The 21,865-nt window shown below is 73.0% G+C and carries 21 protein-coding genes; 7 read left to right on the top strand and 14 right to left on the bottom strand.

The window, feature by feature from the left end; genetic code table 11:
- The first annotated feature begins 20 nt into the window (after window positions 1-20).
- The 3 genes from MON03_RS01075 to msrA all read left to right on the top strand — a co-directional run bounded on the left by MON03_RS01075 (window position 21) and on the right by msrA (window position 2,071).
- Complete coding sequence (locus MON03_RS01075; RefSeq protein WP_229727954.1) at window positions 21-713, top strand: TetR/AcrR family transcriptional regulator; 693 nt, start codon at window positions 21-23, stop codon at window positions 711-713.
- Window positions 714-855: 142 nt separating this feature from the next.
- Window positions 856-1,467: a biotin transporter BioY gene (locus tag MON03_RS01070; RefSeq protein WP_242089968.1), complete on the top strand. Its 612-nt coding sequence runs from the start codon at window positions 856-858 to the stop codon at window positions 1,465-1,467.
- Between the two features lie 82 nt (window positions 1,468-1,549).
- On the top strand, window positions 1,550-2,071 hold the full coding sequence (gene msrA, locus MON03_RS01065; RefSeq protein ID WP_242089965.1) for a peptide-methionine (S)-S-oxide reductase MsrA: 522 nt from the start codon (window positions 1,550-1,552) through the stop codon (window positions 2,069-2,071).
- A 198-nt stretch (window positions 2,072-2,269) separates the two neighbouring features.
- On the opposite strand, the gene MON03_RS01060 is transcribed toward msrA, so the two are convergent.
- The 8 genes from MON03_RS01060 to MON03_RS01025 all read right to left on the bottom strand — a co-directional run bounded on the left by MON03_RS01060 (window position 2,270) and on the right by MON03_RS01025 (window position 12,137).
- On the bottom strand, window positions 2,270-3,811 hold the full coding sequence (locus MON03_RS01060; protein ID WP_242089963.1) for a PucR family transcriptional regulator: 1,542 nt from the start codon (window positions 3,809-3,811) through the stop codon (window positions 2,270-2,272).
- Window positions 3,808-4,887 (bottom strand): DUF917 domain-containing protein, encoded by a 1,080-nt coding sequence (locus tag MON03_RS01055; RefSeq protein ID WP_242089961.1) that lies wholly within the window; start codon window positions 4,885-4,887, stop codon window positions 3,808-3,810. Before MON03_RS01055 ends, MON03_RS01060 begins: the two co-directional genes overlap by 4 nt.
- A 28-nt stretch (window positions 4,888-4,915) precedes the next feature.
- The gene (locus MON03_RS01050) at window positions 4,916-6,031 is read right to left on the bottom strand and encodes an S-methyl thiohydantoin desulfurase family protein (RefSeq protein ID WP_175327933.1); all 1,116 of its coding nucleotides are present in this window, start codon (window positions 6,029-6,031) and stop codon (window positions 4,916-4,918) included.
- Window positions 6,028-7,164: an S-methyl thiohydantoin desulfurase family protein gene (locus tag MON03_RS01045; protein WP_242089958.1), complete on the bottom strand. Its 1,137-nt coding sequence runs from the start codon at window positions 7,162-7,164 to the stop codon at window positions 6,028-6,030. Before MON03_RS01045 ends, MON03_RS01050 begins: the two co-directional genes overlap by 4 nt.
- On the bottom strand, window positions 7,161-8,717 hold the full coding sequence (locus MON03_RS01040) for a hydantoinase/oxoprolinase N-terminal domain-containing protein (protein WP_175327935.1): 1,557 nt from the start codon (window positions 8,715-8,717) through the stop codon (window positions 7,161-7,163). The genes MON03_RS01045 and MON03_RS01040 overlap by 4 nt, the downstream gene beginning before the upstream one ends.
- A gap of 185 nt (window positions 8,718-8,902) precedes the next feature.
- Entirely contained in the window at window positions 8,903-10,279 is a 1,377-nt protein-coding gene (locus MON03_RS01035; protein ID WP_242089956.1) for a purine-cytosine permease family protein, read from the bottom strand.
- Window positions 10,280-10,534: 255 nt separating this feature from the next.
- Entirely contained in the window at window positions 10,535-11,476 is a 942-nt protein-coding gene (locus MON03_RS01030) for a family 43 glycosylhydrolase (RefSeq protein ID WP_022904726.1), read from the bottom strand.
- Between the two features lie 34 nt (window positions 11,477-11,510).
- Complete coding sequence (locus tag MON03_RS01025) at window positions 11,511-12,137, bottom strand: stage II sporulation protein M (RefSeq protein WP_242089954.1); 627 nt, start codon at window positions 12,135-12,137, stop codon at window positions 11,511-11,513.
- A 192-nt stretch (window positions 12,138-12,329) separates the two neighbouring features.
- Here MON03_RS01025 and MON03_RS01020 point away from each other — a divergent pair, with 192 nt between their 5' ends.
- Window positions 12,330-12,941: a TetR/AcrR family transcriptional regulator gene (locus MON03_RS01020; RefSeq protein WP_242089952.1), complete on the top strand. Its 612-nt coding sequence runs from the start codon at window positions 12,330-12,332 to the stop codon at window positions 12,939-12,941.
- A gap of 7 nt (window positions 12,942-12,948) precedes the next feature.
- Here the strand turns inward: MON03_RS01020 and bla are convergent, their stop codons facing one another.
- Window positions 12,949-13,884 carry a class A beta-lactamase gene (gene bla, locus MON03_RS01015; protein ID WP_242089950.1) on the bottom strand — a complete coding sequence of 312 codons (936 nt, stop codon included), beginning with the start codon at window positions 13,882-13,884 and terminating at the stop codon, window positions 12,949-12,951.
- 86 nt (window positions 13,885-13,970) lie between these two features.
- Here bla and MON03_RS01010 point away from each other — a divergent pair, with 86 nt between their 5' ends.
- Together MON03_RS01010 and MON03_RS01005 are read left to right on the top strand one after the other, a co-directional pair.
- On the top strand, window positions 13,971-14,858 hold the full coding sequence (locus tag MON03_RS01010; protein WP_242089948.1) for a LysR family transcriptional regulator: 888 nt from the start codon (window positions 13,971-13,973) through the stop codon (window positions 14,856-14,858).
- On the top strand, window positions 14,848-15,765 hold the full coding sequence (locus MON03_RS01005; protein ID WP_242089947.1) for a serine hydrolase: 918 nt from the start codon (window positions 14,848-14,850) through the stop codon (window positions 15,763-15,765). The genes MON03_RS01010 and MON03_RS01005 overlap by 11 nt, the downstream gene beginning before the upstream one ends.
- Before the next feature lie 335 nt (window positions 15,766-16,100).
- Here MON03_RS01005 and MON03_RS01000 read toward each other — a convergent pair whose 3' ends face one another.
- The 3 genes from MON03_RS01000 to MON03_RS00990 are packed head-to-tail and all read right to left on the bottom strand — an operon-like array spanning window position 16,101 to window position 19,234.
- On the bottom strand, window positions 16,101-16,865 hold the full coding sequence (locus MON03_RS01000; RefSeq protein ID WP_242089946.1) for a DeoR/GlpR family DNA-binding transcription regulator: 765 nt from the start codon (window positions 16,863-16,865) through the stop codon (window positions 16,101-16,103).
- A 33-nt stretch (window positions 16,866-16,898) separates the two neighbouring features.
- Window positions 16,899-17,921, bottom strand: a complete 1,023-nt coding sequence (gene pdxA / locus MON03_RS00995; RefSeq protein WP_042726871.1) for a 4-hydroxythreonine-4-phosphate dehydrogenase PdxA — start codon at window positions 17,919-17,921, stop codon at window positions 16,899-16,901.
- The gene (locus tag MON03_RS00990; RefSeq protein WP_242089945.1) at window positions 17,918-19,234 is read right to left on the bottom strand and encodes a four-carbon acid sugar kinase family protein; all 1,317 of its coding nucleotides are present in this window, start codon (window positions 19,232-19,234) and stop codon (window positions 17,918-17,920) included. Before MON03_RS00990 ends, pdxA begins: the two co-directional genes overlap by 4 nt.
- 167 nt (window positions 19,235-19,401) lie before the next feature.
- Here MON03_RS00990 and MON03_RS00985 point away from each other — a divergent pair, with 167 nt between their 5' ends.
- Window positions 19,402-20,373, top strand: a complete 972-nt coding sequence (locus MON03_RS00985) for an aldo/keto reductase (RefSeq protein ID WP_242089944.1) — start codon at window positions 19,402-19,404, stop codon at window positions 20,371-20,373.
- 188 nt (window positions 20,374-20,561) lie between these two features.
- Here MON03_RS00985 and dapA read toward each other — a convergent pair whose 3' ends face one another.
- Both dapA and MON03_RS00975 read right to left on the bottom strand, forming a co-directional pair.
- Window positions 20,562-21,458, bottom strand: a complete 897-nt coding sequence (dapA, locus tag MON03_RS00980; protein WP_022904881.1) for a 4-hydroxy-tetrahydrodipicolinate synthase — start codon at window positions 21,456-21,458, stop codon at window positions 20,562-20,564.
- A 39-nt stretch (window positions 21,459-21,497) separates the two neighbouring features.
- The gene (locus MON03_RS00975) at window positions 21,498-21,854 is read right to left on the bottom strand and encodes a hypothetical protein (protein ID WP_242089943.1); all 357 of its coding nucleotides are present in this window, start codon (window positions 21,852-21,854) and stop codon (window positions 21,498-21,500) included.
- Window positions 21,855-21,865: the final 11 nt, after the last annotated feature.

The raw sequence follows: 21,865 nt of genomic DNA, 5'->3' as shown, positions 1-21,865 counted from the left end.
CGGCCTGCGAGGATGGGACCGTGCCCGCCGACGACCGCCCCGCCCGCCCGGGCCGACCGCGAGCCGTCCCGGACGCCTCCTCGGCACTGAGCCCCCGCGACCAGGTCCTCGACGCCGCCGCCGCGCTGTTCGTCGAACACGGGTTCGGGGCGACCTCGACACGGGCGATCGCGGACCGCGTCGGGATCCGGCAGGCGTCGCTGTACTACCACTTCGCCGGCAAGGACGACGTGCTCGTCGAACTGCTCGAGACGTCCGTCCGCCCGAGCCTCGTGGTCGCCCGCGAGCTCGACGAACGGGTCCCCCGGTCGGTCCCGGCGGCCGTGGCCCTCGCCGCGCTCGTCGCGTTCGACGTCGGCACCCTGGCGCGCACCCCGCACAACGTCGGCACGCTCTACCTGCTGCCCGAGGCCCAGGGCGAGCGGTTCGCCGGCTTCCGTGCCGACCGACAGGCGCTGCAGGACGTGTACGGCCGCCTCGGCACGCTCGCGGCGAGCCCGGACGTGGCCCGGACCGTCGCAGCGGCCCAGCTCGGCGGGATCCTCATCCAGCTCGTCGAGACCGTCATCCAGCTGCGCCGGGTCGGCGAGGTGGGCGACCACGACCGCACCGCCATCACGAGCAGCTGCCTGCGGGTGTGCGGCCTCGACCCCGCCGCGGTGGACGCCGCGCAGCGGGACGCGGCGTCGCTCCTCGCGACGGTCGCCGTCTGACGTCGACCACCCCGACCGAGCCCCCACGCCGGAGGCCCGCGCCGCACGCCCGCGCCACATGCCCGCGCCCTGCGCGGGTGCCCCGCCACGTGCCCGCGCCCTGCGCGGGTGCCCCGAACGCCCCGACCACGTGGAGGACCCCGTGACCACCGCCATGAGCCCGATCGCCCGACCCCGTCCCCTCGCCGACGCCCTGCTCCCGAGGACCGCCACCGTGAGCACCGCGCTCGTCGTCGGCGGAGCCCTCCTCACCGCCGGGGCCGCCCAGGTGTCCGTCCCGCTCTGGCCCGTGCCGATCACCGGCCAGACCCTCGCCGTCCTGCTCGTCGGCAGCGCCCTCGGGGCCCGGCGTGGCGCGCTGTCGATGGTCCTCTACGTCCTGCTCGGGCTCGTCGGACTGCCGGTGTTCGCCGACGGCGCGTCCGGCGCGGGCGTGCTGCTCGGTCCGAGCGGCGGGTACCTGCTCGGGTTCGTCGCCGCGGCCGCGCTCGTGGGTCGGGTCGCCGAGCGGTTCGGCGACCGCCGGTTCACTGCCGCGCTGCTGTCGTTCGCCCTCGGCACGGTCGCCACCTTCGCCGTCGGGATGGTCTGGCTCGCCGTGGCGCTCGGCCTCGACCTGCGGCACACCCTCGAGTACGGCCTGTACCCCTTCGTGCTCGGCGGGCTCGCGAAAGCCCTGGTCGGCGCGGGGGTGACGTCCCTCGGCTGGACGGCAGCCCTCCGTCCGCGCCGGGCCCCGGGCACGATGGACTGACCGCGGGAACAGTCGGCAGCCGTCGCCGGTTGCACCGGGTGATGCCGCAGCCAGCGGCAACGACGAAGCCCAGGAGGCCAGCATGACCACCACCGAGACCGCCATCCTCGCCGGCGGGTGCTTCTGGGGAGCGCAGCAGCTCCTCCGTCGCCGCCCGGGCGTGATCAGCACGCGCGTCGGCTACTCCGGGGGCGACACCCCGAACGCCACGTACCGCAACCACGGTGACCACGCCGAGGCCGTGGAGATCGTCTTCGACCCGTCGCAGATCTCGTACCGCGACCTGCTCGAGTTCTTCTTCCAGATCCACGACCCGTCGACGAAGGACCGCCAGGGGAACGACGTCGGGCGCAGCTACCGGTCCGCGGTGTTCTTCACCGATGACGAGCAGCGCCAGGTCGCGCTCGACACGATCGCCGACGTGGACGCGTCCGGGATCTGGCCGGGCAAGGTCGTCACCGAGGTCGAGCCGGCCGGTGACTTCTGGGAGGCCGAGGAGGAGCACCAGGACTACCTCGAGAAGCACCCGCACGGGTACACGTGCCACTTCGTGCGCCCGGGCTGGAAGCTCCCGCACCGTGACGAGGCGGCCGCTTCAGCGTGAGTGCGCACGCCTGACGGCGTGACCGTGTGACGCAACCGGAGGCCCGTGGCGAACCCGCCACGGGCCTCCGGTCCGTTCCCGGCGCGGTCCGGAAGCAGGCCGGCGGTCCGGCGGTCCGGCAGTCCGGCAGGCCCGCGGTCCGGAAGCAGACCGGCAGGCCAGCGGTCCGGCGGTCCGGCGGTCCGGCGCACGGTCCGCTCACGCACCGCCGAGCGCTCGCGTCGCCAGGTGCAGCGCCAGGCGGGTCTCCGGGTCGGACAGGTCGACCCGGAGCCGTCGCTCCACCCGGTCGATGCGGTCGGCCACGGTGTTGCGGTGCACCCCGAGCACCGCAGCGGTCTCGGCGATCGACGACTCGGCGTCGAGGTAGGCCGCGAGGGTCTCCCGGAGCGCCCCACCGCCCTGTTCGAGCGGCGCGAGGAGCTGCTCCGCCGCCGGGAGGAACGTGTCGGTCTGCGTCCACGCGAGCAGCAGCTGGGCGAGCCCGAGCCGGTCGACGTGCACGAACCAGCCGGACTCGGGTCGGGCCGCGGCGAGACGGACCGCGTCGCCGGCCTCGCCGAGCGTCCGGAGGAGTCCCGCGGGGCCGGCGTGCACGCTCCCGACGCCCACGTTCGTGTCGACCGCCTGCCGCAGGGTGTTCTGGGCCGCGCGGGCACCGGCGGCGAGCGCGGCGACGGCGGCCTGGTCGAGCTCGTCCTCGGCGGAGGTCCACAGCGCCCACCCGTCGGCCTGTTCGACGACCGTGACGGCGAGGTCGTGCGCCGCGAAGGCCGACTCCACCGCCCCGCGCAGGGCGACCGCGTCCACCGCCTCCCCGGAGCCGCGCGCCGCCACGAGCCGGATGCCCACGTGCCACGCGTCGAGCCGCCACCCGGCTGCGATGGTGCGCTGCACGAGCGCAGGGGCCGGTGCGCCGTCCGCCGCCCGGAGGTCGTCGAGCATCGCCATCCGGTACCGCGCGTCGCGCTCGTCGTCGAGCCGCGTGAGGACGAGGCGGTGTCCGGTGGCGACCGCTGCCACCCGGAGCGCGGTCGCGACGGTCGCCCGTTCGGCCCGGAGCGGCGCGGTGAGCCCGACCGCGAGCCACGCCCGCGCGCCGATGCCGGTCGGCACCGGCACCGCGACGACCGTCTCACCCGTGTCGTCCGACGCCCACACCGGTTCGCTCGTGCCGGACGTGCGCGCCAGGAGCGCGGCGGTCGACGGCGCGACCGGAGCACCGCGGAGCGCCCGTCCGGAGGCGTCGAGGAAGCGCAGGGCGTGCCCGAGGCCGGACTCGAGCCGGGTGAACAGGTCCTCGAGCTCGGGTCCGGCGTCGAGCCCGACGCGCGCCGCGGTGAGGGCGGCGCGGGCCGCGGGGGCGTCGCCGGTCCCGATGAGTTCGTGCAGTCGGACGGACGCCGCCCAGGGGTCCGCGGTGCCCACCACGGTGACACCGAGCCGGTCCGCGAGCGCGGCCGTCCCGGCACCGACCGGCGGTGCGTCGTCCGTGGGGGCGACGACGAGCAGGGGCACGCCCGACGTCGACGCACGCCGGAGCAGCACGTCGAACCGGGCGTCGAACCGCTCGAGCGGTGAGAGCAGCACGACCGCGTCGTCGGCGTCGGTGATGGTCCGACCGACCTCGGCCGGGGTCCCGGCGACCCCGCGGACGACGGACACCCGCCCGGTGACGGGTCCGGCGAGCACGACCGCCTGCGCACCGAGCAGCGGGAGGAACTCGGCGACGGGGATCACGCGACGACCTCCGGGACGGGGTCGGCGTCGATGCCGAACGCGCGGGGTGCCACGCGGGCCGTGCGTCGCGGCTCGGCCCACCACCACGGCGCCCCTGGGAGCACGAGCACGGCGAGCTCGTCGCCGATCCGTGCGCGATCGGTCGAGACGGGCCGCAGGGACCGGGCGTCGACGACGACGATGCAGCTCGGTGTGCTCGCGACCGGCTCGCCGTCGACGAGGCAGTGGACCCACTCGCTGCCGGCCTCGATCCGCGCGACGGCTCCGGTGCGGGCGTCGCGGAGCGCCATCGACCCGTGCACGAACGCCACCGCGTCGCCGCCGCGCTGGACGTCGAGCACCCGGCCCTCGGCGAGGAGCCGCCCGCCGATCCGCCGCACGAGGTCGTCGACCCCGGTCGCCGACGCGGCCGCACGACCGACCCGGAGTGCCCGGCCGATGCTGCCGGTGACGGCCCGGTCGGCGAGCACGTCGCGGTCGACCGGGCCGATCGCGAAGGCGGCCCACCCGCCGCTGTGCGAGACGGCCTCGCGCCAGACGGTCTCGAGGTCGCGCGGGTCCGGCGCGTCGACGACGATCCGGAGCCCGCTCGAGGTCACCGCGGCGGCCGTGACGGCGGGCAGCGGGTCGACGAACAGGGACAGCTGGTCGATGCGCGGCGTGGCCCGACCGACGAGGTCGGCGTCGACGAGGGGCAGCCCGGCGGCGTGGGCCGTGAGGGCGGCGGCGGGCCCGGTGACCCCACCGATCTGGGCCGCCACGACCGCGTCGGCGCGTCGACCGGTCCACCGTTCGACGGCGGCGAGGGCGTCGGGCAGTTCACGACCGCTCGGCGTCTTCTCCTCGAGCACGGTCGTCGACCCGACGAGCCCGACGGCCACGACGGACCGTGTCGCCGGTCCGAGGGCGACGACCGGGACCTGTCCGTCGCCGATCGCCCGTCGGAGCACGTGCACCATGTGGTCGACCTGGCCGCCACCACCGCACCCGAGCAGGGCGGTTCCGCGGCCGAACTCCTCGACGTCGCCGGCCTGGAGGCCCGTCACGCCGCCGTCACGCTGCTCACCCTGGTGCACACCAGCGATCCTCGCGCATCGGCGCGCCTCAGCGCGCCCCCGCCGGCACCCGGTCGTGCAGGTCCTCGACCGGCACGAACGCGTCATCGAGGCCGAAGCAGGACGGGCCGAAGACGGCGAGGGCCTCCGGCGTGCGCATGAGGTCGGGCGTGGAGACCCCGATCACGCGGACACGCTGCCCGTAGCGCAGGCGCTCCGTGGTGATCGGCTCCGCCGTCTCCGCGTCGAGCACGCAGACCAGGTCCGGCACCACCGCGACCAGGCGGCCGTCCCGACGCGCCACGAGGTTCTCGTTCTGGAACGCGATCTCGAGCGCCGAACCGTCGGCGCCCTGCACGACGGCACGACCCTTCGCGAACCCGTCGACCGTGCGCCGCTCGACGTCGACGACCTTGCCGTCGAACAGCTCCCGCAGGTGCGTGTAGATGGTCTGGCTGAACGCCTCCGCGAGCGCGGCGACCGGGTCGCGGTGCTCCTCGCGGGCCTGCCGGACGGCACGGCCGACCGACAGCGCGAGCGAGAGGGTCCGCGGCACGGCGGTGTCCTTCACCTGCCGACCGGTCATCGCGTACTCGGCGATGTAGGCGACACCGCCGAGCCGGATCGTGACACCGCGTGCGAGCCACTCCATCTGCCGGTTGTCGTGGCCGGTGTCGATGACGACACCGTGCCCGTTCTCGTCGCTGATCGCGAGCGGGGAGCCGGGCACCCCGTACACCGAGAACGTCTCCATCTGGAGCTCCGGGAACGCCCGGCCCATGCCGTCCGCGTCGACGACGGGCAGCCCGCCGGTGGCGCCGACGAGCAGCGGGATCATCGAGTTGATGCCTCCGCACTCGATCGGCATGGTCGCCGTCGCGGTCCGGCCCAGGTGCTGTTCGAGCCGCCGGAGCGCGCCGAGGGGTTCCGGCCCGGCGGGGATCCGCTCGAGCACGACCGTCGGTGCCCCCATCTGGGCGGTCGGGATGACGAGCGCGTCGTCGTCGAGCTCGGACGGGTCGAGGATCGTGACCGGCCCGTGCTCCTCGATCGCCGCCTTCACGAGCAGCATCCCGATGGTCGGGTCGCCGCCGCCACCGGTGCCGAGCAGCGCGGCGCCGCGGGCGAGGTCGGGCAGGTCGTCCACGTCGATGGTCCAGCTCATCGGGTCGCTCCTTCGCTGACGGTGCCGTCGTGGCGCACCGCCGGTGTGTCGTAGCCGAAGTAGGTCGGGCCGGCCAGGCCGAGGCCGCCGGCGGAGTGCCACCGCTCGTCGGCCGGCGCGGTGACGACGCGGATGCGTGCGCCGAACCGGAGTCCTTCGGTGGTGATCGGCTCGCCGGTCTCGGCGTCCAGCGTGACGACGAGGTCCGGGGTCGTGGTGCGCACCGAGCCGGCCACCTCGACCAGCAGGTGCTCGTTCTGGAACCGGAGCCGTGCCTCCAGGCCGGTGTCGGGTCCCGACCCCACGATCCGGGCGGTCCCGCGCGCGAAGCCGGTCACGGTCTTCCGTTCGACGTCGGCGACCTTGCCCTCGAAGACGACGGTGCCGCCGAGGACCGCCGCGACGGCGGCGACCGGGTCCTCGTTGGCGGCGCGGGCGTCGGCCAGGGCCTCGCCCAGCTCGACGCAGCGCGAGAGGCTGCCGCGCACGTACGACTCCTTGACCTGCGCGCCGGACATCGCGTACTGCGCGGTGATCGCCGAACAGCCCATCTCGACGGTCGCGGTCCGGGCGAGCCGCTCGGCCCAGCGGTTGTCGACGGTGTCGAAGACGGCGGTGTTGCCCTTCTCGTCGGCGAGCGCCATCGGCGTCGCGCTGATCCCGGACAGGGTCGGCAGGACCATCTGGACCTCGGGGAAGGCGCGGCCCATCGCGTCGGCGTCGATGACGGGCAGTCCGAGCTCGGCCGCGGCCACGATCGGGCTGGTGGAGTTGACGCCGCCGACCTCGATGCAGGCGATGTGCGTCGGGGTGACCCCGAGGTGCGTCGCGAGGCTCCGGATCGCCTCGGCGAACTGGCCGGCGGAGGGGAGCTTCTCGACCATCACCGTGGGGGCGCCGATCATCGCGACGTTGAGCACGACCGCGTCGTCGGGCAGGTCCTCGACCGCGACGACCGGGACGGGCCCGTGCTCGCGGACCGCGGCCTCGGCGAGCAGGCGGCCGATGTAGGGGTCGCCGCCACCACCCGTGCCGAGGATCGCGGCGCCGCGCGCCAGGGCCGAGCAGTCCGGGCCGATCTCCGTGAGGCGGCGGCGTGTCCCCACGACCGGAGCGGCCTCGGTCGTGCTCATCGGACCAGCGCCCCGAGCGCGAGGTCGCCCACGGCCTTCGCGCGGATGCGGGTCGCGTTGCCGGGCAGGTACGGGATCGGGACCTCGTCGAAGTCGACGATCGCGACGCTCGACGGGTCCGCCCCGGCGGCGACCGCACGGTCGACGGCCTCCTGCCGGGCCTCGTCGACGACGCTCGCCCGCTTGCCGTCGCTGATGGCGTAGACCTTGTCGACCTCGCCGGAGACCTGCGCGATCGCGGCGCCGATGGCGTTCGCGACGGAGTAGTGCTCGGGGCGGTGGACCGTGCCGAGCCCGGGCAGTTCGTCGGGCAGCAGCACCGACCCGCCACCGACCGCGACGACCGGCAGCGGGGCCGACGACGTCCGCATCCGCTCCACGACGTCCGCGACGCGGTCCGCGATCACCGCGAGGGCACGCTCGGCGACCTCCGCGGGGACGCCCCGGACCCGGGAGGCGTCGCCGATCACCCCGCGCCCGCCGCGCACGGCGACGTCGGTGGCGGTGAGGGTGTCGCCGCCGAAGACCAGCCCCTCCTGGGTGAGGCGGTACCCGACGGAGTCCGGTCCCACGAGTGCGCCGTCCTCGCGGATGCGGGAACCGCCGCCGATGCCGATCGACAGCACGTCGGGCATGCGGAAGTTCGTGCGGATGCCGGCGACGGCCACCTCGCCGGTCGCCTCCCGCGGGAAGCCGCCGGTCAGGACGCCGACGTCGCTCGTGGTGCCGCCGACGTCGACGACCGCGCAGGTGTCGAACCCGGACAGCACGGCCGCGCCGCGCATCGAGTTGGTCGGGCCGGAGGCGAAGGTGGCGACCGGGTAGCGGCGGGCGTACTCGACGTCCATCAGCGTGCCGTCGTTCTGGCTGAGGAAGAGCGGGGCCTCGATGCCGCTCGACGACACCGACGCGGACAGGCCGTCGACGATGCCGTCCGCGAGCTCCCGGAGCGCAGCGTTGATGATCGTCGCGTTCTCCCGCTCGAGGAGTCCGATCCGGCCGATCTCGCTCGACAGGGAGAACGCCACGTCCGGACCGAGCTCGGCGGCGAGGATCTCCTGGGCGCGCTGCTCGAACTCGTCGTTGATCGGCGAGAACACCGACGAGATCGCCACGGAGCGGATGCCCGCCGCGGCGATGGCCGCGGCGTGGCGCTTCAGCTCGTCGGGGTCCAGCTCGGAGATCACGCGGCCGTCGAACTCGTGTCCGCCGTGTGCGAGGAACGCGCGGGCCTGCACGGCTCCGACGAGGTGTGCTGGCCAGTCCGTGAACGGCGGCAGCGAGGCCGTGGCGGGCAGGCCGAGCCGCACGGCCGCGGTCGGTGCGAGGCCGCGCGCCTCGATGAGGGCGTTGATGAAGTGCGTGGTGCCGATCATGACCCCGTCGACGTCGGCCGACCCGAAGTCGCGCTGCTCGCGGAGGCCGGCGAGCGCCGCGACGATGCCGGAGGTGACGTCCTGGCTCGTGGACCGTTTCACGGCGGCGGCGACCGTGCTGCCGTCCATGAGGACGGCGTCGGTGTTGGTGCCGCCGACGTCGATGCCGATGCGCATGGGGGTTCCTTCCGGTGGTGCGGGGATGCTCGGGGCGGAGCGGGGGTGTCCGGGGCAGGGCGGTGGTGTCCGGGGTGCCGGTTCCTGCCGGGGGGACCGGCCGCCCCGCCACCGGATCAGGTGGCGGCGGGACGACCGGCCGGGGGGTGGCGGCCGGGAGAGGGACCCGTCCGCCGGTCTGGCGGCTACTGCGCGGCGCGCGCGGCGGCGGGGGCGGGCGCGGCTGCCGGGGCGGTGTCGGCGGGCTGCTCCGTGCGGCTGACGCCGAGTCCGCGGACCCAGCCGGCCTTGCCGGCGACCACGTACAGCACGAAGGCGATCACGACCGAGTTGATCGACGGGATGCCGACGGTGACGAAGTACCCGACGACCGCGGCGATCGCCCAGATGACGAGGGTCGCGGGGACCCAGGTCGGGCTCGTGGCCGGGAGCGACTCGCTCTCGCTCAGCTCGCGGCGCCAGCGCTTCACGACGAAGTACTCGGCGACCATGATGCCGGCGATCGGCGGGAACACGACGCCGAGCACGATGAGGAACGGCGTGAACGCGTCGAGGAACCCGACCGCGGCGAGCACCGACCCGACGACACCGAGCACGAGCGTGACGACGCCGCGGTTCACCTTGCGGCCGAACACGACGTCGATGAAGTTCGTGACGCCGAGGCTCGAGCTGTAGATGTTCCAGTCGTTGATCTTGAACGTGCCGAGCAGGATCACGAGGATGCCGACCCAACCGACGCTCGACGTGATGACCCGGGTGATGTCCGAGGACCCGACCGCGTGTGCCAGCAGGACGCCGGCCAGGCCGATGGCGTACTCGCCGAGCGTGACGCCGAGCGCGGTCTGCTTGACGACGTCGCCGACCGAGCGGTTGAAGCGGGTCATGTCGGGCGTGATGACCGCGCCGACGATGAAGCCGCCGGCGACGAGCGTGGTGCCCGCGACGAAGCTCAGCTGGGGACCGGCCGGGGCCTTGGCGACGAGCTCGGCGATCGAGTGCTGGCTCAGCTCGACGACGACGGCCCAGCCGACCAGCACGAGGAAGAGCGGCACCGTGACGTTCGCCAGCCACTGCATCGAGTGGAACCCGCGCAGCACGATCGCGGTCACGACCAGGCCGAACACGAGCGACCACGCCCACGCCGGGAGGATCGGCAGGATCGACACGAGCCCGGCCGCGGACACCCCGGACTGGATGCCGAACCACCCGATCAGGCTGAGGCCGATCGCGAGCCCGACGAGCGCCGACCCGGCCTTGCCGAACCCGGTCCAGCGCGCGATGACCGAGGTGTTGAGGCCCTCCCGCATGCCGATGACGCCGACGAAGACGGACACGACCTCGAGGATCACCGCGCCGAGCGTGATCGCCCAGAAGGCCTGCCAGAAGCCCATGCCGAAGCCGAGCGTGGCGCCGAGCAGGAACTGGGAGAGCGCGGAGATCTGGCCGAAGCGCTGGACGGCGACCTGGAACCAGCCGTAGCGGGCCGAGCGGGGGACACGGGACAGGGAGTAGTCGTCGACGACGACGGACGGGGCTGGTGGTGCTGACGCTGCACTGGCCATCGGGATGCTCCTGGGGGATGGGGAGCCGGTCGGGGCGACCGGGTTGGGGCAACGGTAGTGAGCGGTACGGATCCACAGAACGGGCAGAATGTCGTGAAGGGCATGTGAACTCGTGCACTCTGCACAACTCGACTCCCGCGTTCCGATCGATCGGCGATCGCCGATCGCGCCGGAGGGCGGACGGGAGGCGCGTGGCGGGCCCGCCACGCGCCTCCCGTCCGACGGTTGCCCCAGCGGAGCGTCCGTCTCCCCGGCTCAGTCGCTCGTGACCGCCGGCACCCCGTCGATGAACGTGAGCTCCGTCGCCGCGATCAACCACGTGTGCCCGTCGTCCGGGTTGCCCTGGAAGAAGAGGTACTCGCGGCCGTCCTCGTCCCGGAGGTACCCCGGGTGCCCGGACTCCGAGTGGTTCCAGCTGCCCTCGGGTCCTGCTGGCAGCAGCGGCACGTCCGATCCGCGGGTCCACGTGCGGCCGTCCGGGCTCGTCGCCCACCCGATCTGCTGCGGCGCGTTGTTGTACGCGCCCGCGTAGAACACCGTGAACCGCTCGCCGTCCCACCGCAGCGCCGGCGCTTCGATGCAGTCCTGCTCCCACGGCAGTTCCGGGGCGAGTGCCGGGCCGTCGACGGACAACTGCTCCCAGTCGTCCGGGCCGTAGGCGCTGCCGATGCGTGCCCGCGAGGTCCCGAACAGCTGCGTCGTCATCGTCGGGTCCCGCGTCACCCACCCCAGCAGCAGCCACTCCCCCGCGACGACGAGGTCCGCATCGATCGCCCGGCCGCAGGTCCAGTCGCCCGACGGCCGGAACACCGGGTTCTGCGGGTTCGGGGCGAACGTCAGGCCGTCGTCGCTCACCGCGTGGCAGATCGAGTCCGCACGGCCACGGCCGTACGTCTGGAAGAAGAGGTGCACCCGGCCGTCGATCACCACCGCGCCCGGCGCCGCCGCACCACTGCGGTCGTACTCACCGAACGGCGGCAGCACGGCGACCGTGCGCCACGAGACGAGGTCGTCACTCTCCGCGACGCCCACCGACCAGCCCTCGGGATCGTCGTCACTCGCCGACGGGAGGGAGCAATACAGGAGGTACCGGCCGCCGAACCGGATGACGGAGGGATCCTTGGCGTAGGGACGGCCGCGGCGGGAGGTGTCGCCCCACGGGGTGCCGAGGAGGCGGACGGAAGCGTCATCGTTCATGAGGCCACTGTGCACCGAGGCGGCCGCGGCCTCCTCATGCAAGCCACTGACCCAGCGGGTGGACGAGGTACCGCAAGGAGTACGCCTCCCACACCGCTCCGAGGACCAAGAGCACCAGAGCCGGCACGCTGAGTCGTCCGAGCTTCCGCAGGCCCGCCAGGTACCCGTCGCGTCGCCGTTCGACGCCGGCTGTCCCTGGTCGGGTCCAGTGCTTGCCGACGAGGAAGACACCGAGCGCCACGGTGATGTACGCCTGCAGCTCGATCAGGACGGTCAGTGCGTGCGGGATGAGCGCCACCCATCCCTCTGCCGTGCCGGGCACGAGGGTGATGCCGGTCTGGACGAGCCAGTAGCCGAACGTCACCAGGCCCGCGAACGGGACGACCAACGACGGGAGGACGATGGTGAGCAGGCTGAGCCGGAAGACGTTCACAGCGAGGATCACCAGGGCGAACAGCGCGGGCTGACGGAACACCGCACCGACGAGCGCCGCTGTCCCGTCGTCCTCGAGTGCGGTCGCCCGAGCCTGGCTGAGTCCGGGGAACAGCATCCCGAGCGCGAAGCCGACCAGGAGGAGGCCGTAGGTCGCCGCGTTGAGGACGAGGTGGACGCGCGAGTTCTCGCGGACGATCTCGACGGGCCGCCGCCAGGCCGTCGCCACGGGTCTCCTCGATGCGCTCCCCAGAGCGACGTCGGTCGCCCCTCGGGCGGGTTCTTCGTGTCGGTCCACCGTGCTCACTCCTGCAGGATCAGGCTCAGGACGAGCCGTTTGCTAGTACGTCGAACTAGTACGTTGTACTAGTGTGGATGGCACGCTAGCACAGCGTGACACGGTTCTGGGAGGATTGCCGTCATGGACGAACCGACAACCTCGGACACGAGATCGCGGATCCTGGTCGCCGCGGCGACGATGCTCGGTGAGAACCCCATGGCACGACTCAGCGTCCGCGCGGTCGCCGCACGTGCCGGGGTGAGCACCGGATCGCTCCGGCACTTCTTCCCGACGCAACAGGAGCTGCTCGACACGGTCGTCGCCGGCTTGCAGACACTCGAGATCCCGGACGACCCGATCGCCGACATCTCGAAGAGCCCGGCGGAGCGCCTCGAGGCCTGCCTCCAGCTCCTCCTCGCGAGCGGTGGACACGGCGCTGCAGCACGGCAGAACTGGACAGCCCTGCACGACTCCTACATCGCTCCGCCGGCGCCGGAGACTTCCGCTGCGGCGTTCCTCTCGCTCGAGCGCCTCGGGATCCGCCGGCTCGAACGGTGGCTGGGTGCACTGCAGGACGAAGGCGTCGGGACAGCCGGAGAGGTCGACGCGTGCGCCCGGTTCCTGCACTCCGTCGTGAACGGGCTCTCCGTGGAGCGGGCGCTGCCCGGAGCCCGAACCCGGCTGTCCTTCGAGACCAGCACGCTCCGGCTCGCCGTGGCCGCCGTCCTGTCGAAGGACCACGACGCGACGTGAGGCACGGTCACAGGAGCGCCCCCACCGCGGTCCGGGTGGCCGCCGCGACGAGCGCATCGTCCGTCGCGGCGTGGGGCGTGTCCTTCCGCGTCATGACGACCACCACGATCGGAGCGCGACCGGCCGGGTAGACGACGGCGATGTCGTTCCGGACGCCGAACTCGCCGGTACCGGTCTTGTCCGCGACCGGCCACGCACTGTCGACGCCCGCGCGGACCGTCGCCGCACCCGTCGTGTTGTCCAGCATCGTGTCCCGCAGGAGGGTCCGGTCGGACCGCCCGAGGACGGTGCCGAGCACGACGCGGCGAAGGTCGACCGCGAACTGCTCCGGAGTCGCCGTGTCGCGCGGGTCACCCGGGGTGGCGGCGTTGAGGTCGGGCTCCACCCGGTCCACGGTGGTGGTCCGATCGCCGATGCTCCGGAGGTACTCCTCGACCCGGGCCGGTCCCCCGAGCCGTTCCACGAGCAGGTTCGCTGCCGTGTTGTCGCTGAACCGCAGGGCCGCATCGATGAGTTCCCGGACCGTCATACCCGAATCGACGGAACGGCTGGTGATCGGTGCGTACGCCAGGAGGTCGTCCCGACCGAAGTGGACGACGGTGTCGAGGTCCGCGTCGGTGCTCGCCGCGAGGACCGCTGCCGCGATGAACACCTTGTTCGTCGACGCGAACGGGAAGCGCTCGTCCTCCCGGTTCGTGACCTCGCGACCGGAGCCGGTGTCGATGGCCGCGACGCCGAGCCGCGCGTCGTGCCGGCGCTCGAGCGCCGCGAAGGCGCGGTGGACGGTGCGGAGCGATCCGGACGACGAGTCGTGCGAATCCGAGGTCGCGGCGGAGGCGGAAGGAGCTCTGCCGCCAGCAGGCACCTGCATCGAGCAACCCGCCGCCGACGCTGCGGTGATGAGGATCGCTGTGCCCGTGAGGATCTTGGAGTGGAGTCGCATCGGACCAGCGTCGCCGGACGAGTCCATGCTGTCGAAGACCAGATCGAGCGGTCCCATGCGCGTTCGGCATGGCCTAGGCTGCCGCCGTGGACGTCGTCGCTGCCTGCCGAGTGCTCGTCGAGGTCAGCGAACGTGGCGGCGTGACGCGCGCTGCTGGAGCACTCGGCATCGCGCAGTCAGTCGCCAGTCGACGAGTCGCTGCGCTCGAGCACCACCTCGGTGCCCCGCTCCTCGAACGGAACGCTCGCGCCGCGGTCCTCACCCCCTTCGGACGGACACTCGTCCCGACCGCGCGTCGACTGGTGCAGCTCGCCGACGAGCTGGAAGTCAGTGCGGACCGCGCTCGCAGCGACCCCGTGAGTGTCGCCGTCCCCGAGACCTGCGCGCTCCGGGACCTCGCCGTCCTCGAAGCAACAGCACGCAGTGCAGGGTGCCACCTCGACCTGCGCCGGGAGAACCCGAGCCGACGGGTCGAGCTGGCGACCACGGGAGCCGTGCGGGTTGCTCTGCTCGCGGTCCCGGCCGACGCAGCTCGCTGGCACGTCCCACTCGGGGTCGCCGGCCGACGAGCCACCGACCGACCGTTCCGGATCGAAGCGCTCCGCCGACGCCGTGGTGGTCGCGGTCACGACGACGACGCGGGCAACCGACTCCGGACGGGTCCGGAGGACAGCGTCGCGCACGTCCGCGACCCACTCGGGAGAGCAGGCGAGGTCGCCGGCCTGGCACCGTCGCAGCTCCCGACAGACACGTCGCTGACCTCGTCCCTCGCATCGGTGCTCGGAGACGGCGACCTGCTGCTCTGTTCCGAAGCCGAGGCGACGAGCTTGGGCCTGCACTGGCGCGCGATCGTCGACCTGCGCTTGGTGCGGGGGTACGCCCTCGCGGCCGAGAGCCCGCAGGACGCTCGACGAATCGAAGCTGCGGTGGCGGACGAACTCGCGGTCGCGCTCGGAGTACCGGATGTCGTCTGAACGCTTCCTCGCCGACATCCGCGGCCGGCTGGACGAGGCCGGCCTCCGGGCTTCGCTGCTGGTGCGTGACCTCGCGACCGGACGAGAACTCAGCATCGACCCCGAGCGCCCCCTCCCCGCCGCGTCCCTCGCCAAGCTCCCGATCGCCCTCGCCGTCCTGAACCGTGTTGAGGACGGCCTCCTCGACGGCGCACACCCCGTCACCCTCGCGGCCGGCGACCCGCTCGACGGCACCCCGGGAACGGCACGGTTCCGTCATCCGTCGACCATCGCGCTCGACGACCTCGTCGCGCTCGCCCTGACGATCAGCGACAACAGTGCTGCCGACGCGCTGCTGGGGACCCTGCCGACCGGCGCGGTGTCTGCTGACCTCGAGGCCATGCGCATCGACGGGATCGCCGTCCGCCACGGCTTCGGCGAGCTCTCCGACACGCCCCTCGAACGGTTCGCGCCCGACGAAGCGAACCTCGCGCTCACGCTCGCGATCCGCGGATCCACCCCGGCAGACGGTCACCCGGTCCGACAACTCGACGTCGCGCGGACGAACGTCGGCTCGGCACGCGCGTGGGCGGACCTGCTGACGGCGATCTGGCTCGGACGTGGCGTTCGACCGCGGGTCGCGGCGCGACTCCGAGAGCACCTCCGCGGCAACGTGATCCGGCACCGACTCGCGCCCGACTTCAGCTCGGATGCCTCGATGTGGTCGTCCAAGACCGGGACGCTCCTGAACCTGCGGCACGAGATCGGGGTCGTCGAGCACGCCGACGGCGGTCGCTTCGTCGTCGTGGCGCTGAGCAGTTCGAGCGTGCCGGCCACGGCGCAATCAGCGGCTGAGGCTGCCCTCGGAGCCACCGCCCGGGACCTGCACGACCGGCTGCGGGACGATCTGCCGCCGGTTCGTGCGTGAGGACCGAACCAGCCGACAGGCTGCTGCCCGGACCGCTTCACCCGTCTGCCCGACGGAGGACACTTCGGTGCCGTGGAACACCCGGGAGCGTCGGCGACTGACCGCATCCGTCCTGGCGGGCATTACGGAGGTGTCCAGGAGCCGATCGGCGATCGGCGCGTCGTCGCTGGATCCGCTCCTGCACCGGGCGTGGACGAGCATCAGCGGGCCATCCGCGTGACAGCGGTCGCCGCCGGGGCACGTCGCGCTGACCGCGATGACGCGGATCGTGTCAGACGCGCACGGCCCCGACCGGAGTCGACGAACCGTGGGGTGGCGGCGCGGACGACGCGCCCTCAGGCCGTCACCACGTCGACGCCCGCCGTCGTGAACTGCTCGACGAGCTCCGGTGCGATGCCGTCGTCCGTGACGAGGGTCCAGGCTCCGCCGAGCCGTGTCCACGCGTGGAACTCCGAGCGCGCGAGCTTCGAGGAGTCCGCGAGGACGTACACCGCCGCCGCACGACGAGCGATGAGTTCCTTCAGACGGATCTGACCGAGGTCCGCTTCGCAGATCCCGCGCTCCGGCGACACCGCGTCGGCCCCGAGGTACACCGCGTCGAACGTCAGGTACTCGAGCGCTGCCTCGGTCAGCGGCCCGACGAACCCGTTGCTCAGCGCCCGGTACTCACCGCCGAGCATGACGAGTCGGACGTCGTCACGGTCGGCCATGTCCGTGACGACCCCGACGCTGGTCGTGGTGACGGTGAGCTCGGCGTCGACCGGTAGTGCGTGCGCGAAGGCCGCGACGGTCGAGCCGTTGTCGAGGAAGAGCGACGCCCCGGGTTCCACCGTCTCGGCGGCACGTCTGGCGATGTCCCGCTTCGCGTCGAAGTGCTCACCGAGCCGTTGACGCAGCGAAGCCTCGGGGTGCGCGGCCACCGCCATCGCCCCGCCGAACGTCCGGGTGAGCTTCCGCTGCTCCTGCAGGGTCGCGAGGTCGCGCCGGATGGTGGACGCCGTGACGCCGAACCGCTCGGAGAGCTCGTCGACACTCGCGAGTCCGACCGTCGTCGCGAGCGTGACGATCGCGTCACGTCGAGCTCTCGCCGAGATCGACACGGGCACCTTTCGGACGAGGGGGCGGGGGACCTGTCAGGCACCCCGGGCCGGCACCGGCGCGCCCGACGTCGGGGCGAGTTCGGCGGCCTGCCGGAGCGCCTCGATCATGCTAGCGACATCGGCCTTGCCGGTGCCCGCGATGTCGAACGCCGTCCCGTGGTCGACGGATGTGCGGATGACCGGGAGACCCACCGTGATGTTCACCCCGGCCTCGATCCCGAGGACCTTCACCGGGCCGTGTCCCTGGTCGTGGTACATCGCGACGACCAGGTCGTAGTCTCCACGGCCGGCGAGGAAGAAGAGGGTGTCGGCCGGCAGCGGTCCGACGGCGTCGATCCCGTCGGCACGCGCGGCCTCGACGCCCGGAGCGATCTTCTCGGCCTCCTCGCCGTAGCCGAACAGGCCGTTCTCACCGGCGTGCGGGTTGATCGCCGCGACACCGATCTTCGGGTGCGGGTTGCCCGCACGCACCAGGGCGTCGTTGCCCCGCCGGATCGTCCGTTCGACGAGCCCCGGCTCGATGCGCGCCACGGCGTCGATGAGCCCGACGTGGGTGGTCACGTGGACGACCTTCAGCTTCGCCGTCGAGAGCATCATCGAGACCTCGCCGACGCCCATGAGCTCCGCGAGCATCTCGGTGTGGCCGGGGAAGACGTGCCCACCGGCGTGCAGCGCCTCCTTGTTCAGCGGCGCGGTGCAGATCGCCTGGACCTTCCCGGCCGTCGCCGCCTCGCACGCGACGCGGATGTACTGGAAGGCCGCGTCGCCGGCGATCGGCGAGAGCTGCCCCCACGGCAGGTCCTCCGGGAGGAGTCCGAGGTCGACCACGTCGACGACGCCCGCACGGTGACCGGCGTCGGCGACGTCCTCGACGACGTTGAACGCGGCGTCGACGCCGCGGATCGCGGCGGCCTGGCGCAGGCGGGCGAGGTCGCCGATGACGACCGGGCGGCAGACGGCGAGGACGTCCGGGGAGACGACGGCCTCGACGACGACCTCGGGGCCGACGCCGGCCCCGTCGCCCATCGTGACGGCGACGATCGGAGTGGCGTTCATCTCAGTGCTGCCTTTCGGTTCACGCGGCCCATGGCCGCTTCGACACGGCTCGTGGCCGCGGACGGATCGTCTCGGACGGCCTGGAGGAACGTGGCCGCGTCGAGCAGGTTGGTGGCGGTCCCGAAGCTGCCGGGTCGCGTGACGACACGACGGCCGTCGTCGGCGCGCGAGACGACGCAGCCGACCTCGACGGCACCCTCGGGGACGATGGTCGTGATGTCGAGGCGGGTCAGGACGGACCGGGCCGTCTCCCCGCCCGTCAGGACCAGGGCGGACCGTCCGCTCACGGCGGCGGTCACGATGCCGAGTCCGTCCGCGAGTCGGCGGGCGAGGTGCGGGACCGGTTCGTGCCGGCCCTCGACGCAGATCGCCACGGCTCCTGCGCGCAACGCCGACCGCGCCGCGGCGATTGCGGGGTGGTCGATGTCGTCGACCTCGCGACGGTCGACCGCACGGAGCAGGACCTCCCGTGGCACGGGGACGACCGGGACGCCGTTGGCGGCGAGCACCTCGAGCTGGCTGGTCGCCTCCGCGCTGGCCGTCCCGACCACGAGCAGCACGGGCCAGCGTGCTCCGGCGAGGTCCGGTCGGGCGACGGGCACGGGGTCGACCGGCGCCGGTGCGGTCGGGTCGGACGAGCGCGCTCCGCGACGTCGGCCGACCGCCGCTGCGATCCCGCCCGATCCGACGACCGTGCAGTCGGTCCCGTCGAGGGCGGACGCGATCCTGTCGAGGTCCTCGTCCGAGCGGGCGTCGAGCACGGGGACGTCGCCGACGTCGAGTGCCCGGACGACCGCGTCGCGGACGGCGTCGGTCCCGGCGTGGACGACCGCGAGGGGGACGGAACGGGCCCGACGTCCGACCGCAGCGAGCGGGCCGGGGACGACCCGGGCCTCCAGACCGTGCAGACCCGCTTCCGCCACCGGCCTGCCGTGGACGAGGAGTCGGCCGTCGACGACCGCCCGTCCGAGGGCCGGGAGCGCAGCGGCGACCACGACGCGCGCGCCGGCGTCGGTGAGCCCGTCGACGACGTCACCCACCCCGCCGCGCAGCAGCGAATCGGTCTTCACGAGCTCGACGGGCGCGCCGGCGCCGCGCATCTGCAGTGCAGCCTGCGCGATGGCCGCACGGCGTGCCGAGGGGTCGAGTGCTCGGGTGTCGCAGTCGAGGACGACATCGGACGAGGAGCGCGCGACGTGTCCGAGCACTCCGGCGAGCGTGAGGGCGACGGTCGCGGGGTCGGGACCGAGGACCGCGGCCACCTCGGCGGCGCCGGACAGGTCGTCGGCGATCGCGGCGAGGCGGTTCGACATCGGACCCCTCCTCGGGCTCGGTGGACGGTACGGTCGGCGGAGCGACGGCGTGCACGAAACACGCTAGACGAGTTGCGTGAAACACGCAATAGTGGTGTGCGCATCGGATCGGCACAGACGCGACACGACGACGAGTCGCCGGACGGTGCCCGACCGAGAGGAACCCAGTGCGAGACATCGACATCCGAGGCCGCCGCCTCACTCCCGCCGTCCTCGGCACCATGACGTTCGGCGACAGTGTCGACGAGCCGACCGCAGCCGAGATGGTCGACCGCTTCCTCGCTTCCGGCGGGACCGGGATCGACACCGCGAACGGGTACGCCGGCGGCCGCAGCGAGGAGATCCTCGGATCGGTGCTCGCCGGACGCCGCGACGACGTCGTGCTGGCGACGAAGGTCGGCATCCCCAACCCGAACGCCGAGGGCGCCGCCCCCCTGTCCGCCACGGCGATCGAGCGGTGCGTGCACGCGAGCCTCCGCCGGCTCGGGACCGACCACGTCGACGTGCTGTACCTGCACCAGCCCGACCGGTCGACGCCCGTCGCGGAGACGCTCTCCGCTGTGCAGGGGCTCGTCGACTCCGGTGCGGTCCGCGCCTGGGGCGTCTCGAACTACGCGGCCTGGCAGATCGCGGAGCTCCGGCACACCGCCGAGGGGCTCGGGCTGGACGCGCCCGTCCTCGGGCAGCAGGTCTACAGCGTCATCGCGACCCGGATCGACGACGAGTACGCCGAGTACGCCAGGAGCACCGGCCTCGGCACGATCGTGTACAACCCGCTCGGCGGTGGTCTGCTCACCGGGAAGCACCGTGCGGACGAGCAGCCCGGGGAGGGACGCTTCGGCTCCTCGCCCCTCGCCGGCATGTACCGCACGCGCTACTGGAACGACGAGGTGTTCGCCGCGGTCGAGCAGCTCCGCACGATCGCCGAGGGCGCAGCACTCCCGATGGCCGAGCTCGCGCTGCGGTGGACGATCGGGCGTCCGGTCGTCGACGCGGTACTGATCGGCGGGTCGCAGGTCACGAACATCGCGGCGAACCTCGAGGCGCTGGCCGCGGGTGCCCTGCCGGAGGACGTGCAGCAGGCCGTCGACGACGTGGCCGCGTCGCTCCGGGGGCCGATGCCGGCGTACAACCGCTGACGGGTGCGCGGGGTCGGTGGCATCCGCCGCCGGCCCGCCGGGACGGCCTGTGCGCGTGGCGACGAGACGGCTGGTCGTCTCGTGAGCCCGTGATGGTCCGTTGCGGCGCGACCATCGACGGCCTGGAGGCCCGGTGCCAGCTGGCACCGAGCCTCCAGGCCCTCGATCGGTCGCGGTGGTGCCGCGCCTCAGCCCAGGCCGGCCGCCTGGTCGGCGCGCACGGTCTCAGCGATCTTCGCGAGGGCCGCGTCGCCGAGCAGGTTGAAGGGGGCGCGGCACGGACCGACGGCCTCGCCGGCGGCGTTCGTGGCCGCCTTGACGATCGTGTTCGGGTTGCCGAGCGCGAACAGGTTGCGCAGCGGGCGGATCGACGCCTGCGCGGCGCGCGCGCCGTCCAGGTCACCGGCGGCCCAACGCCGGTAGATCTCGACCATCGTGCGCGGGTAGACGTTCGCGACGGCGGTGATGCCGCCCGCACCGCCGGCCTGCAGGGTCGGCAGGACCAGCGAGTCGGTCCCGGCGAGCACCGCGAAGTGCTCGGGATCGGTCAGCTCGATGACCTGCAGGATCGCGTCGAAGTTGCCCGAGGAGTCCTTCACACCGGCGATGTTCTCGAGCTCCGCCAGCCGAGCGACGGTCGCGGGTGTGATGGTGTTGCCCGTCCGCGCGGGGATGTTGTAGATGAGGACCGGGATGTCGACGGCCTCGGCGACCGTGGCGAAGTGCCGGTACAGCTCGTCCTGCGACGCGGCCGCGAAGTACGGCGTGATGACCGAGAGCACGTCCGCGCCCGCCGCCTGCATGCGCTGGGCGATCCGGACCGTCTCCTTCGTCCCGACGGCACCGGCGCCGCCGTAGACGGGGACGCGGCCACCGGTGGCGTCGACCACCGCTTCGAGCACGGCGAGCCGCTCGTCCTCGGTCTGCTGGAAGAACTCGCCGTTCGTGCCGAGGCAGAAGACGCCGTCGGCGCCGGCCTGGACGGCACGGTCGGTGTGCGCGCGCATCCGGTCGAGGTTGAGCGACTCGTCGTCGTGGAACGGGGTGACGAGGGCGTGGATGCTGCCGCGGATCGTGGTGGTCACTTCAGGTGCTCCTTGCAGGCTGGCTGGGACGGGGGCGGGTCAGAGCGTGGGCCGCTGCATGACGTGGACGGCGAAGCCGCCGAACTCCCCCGCGAGGTAGATGTTCTGCAGGCGTCCGTCCTCGAAGTGCGCGGCCGTCTCCTGGTCGAACCCGAAGCCCTTCGCGGTGAGTTCCTCGACGGCGGCCTGGAGATCGCCGGTCGACATGCCGATGTGCCCGTGCGTGCCGAGGTACTGCGAGCGCACGCACTCGAAGAAGGTGCCGGCGAACTCGGACTTCTTCCCCTGGCGGGAGTCGAGGTTGAACATGAGGCAGAACAGGTCGCACAGTTCCTGCGCGGCCGCTGCGTCGGGGGTGTTGATGCCCACGTGCGCGAGCTCGAAGGTGTTCTTCACGGGGACTCCGA

The sequence above is a fragment of the Curtobacterium sp. DN_7.5 genome, assembly GCF_022655355.1.
Classification (GTDB): Bacteria; Actinomycetota; Actinomycetes; order Actinomycetales; family Microbacteriaceae; genus Curtobacterium; species Curtobacterium luteum.
This window is presented reverse-complemented; position numbering and strand designations above follow the sequence as displayed.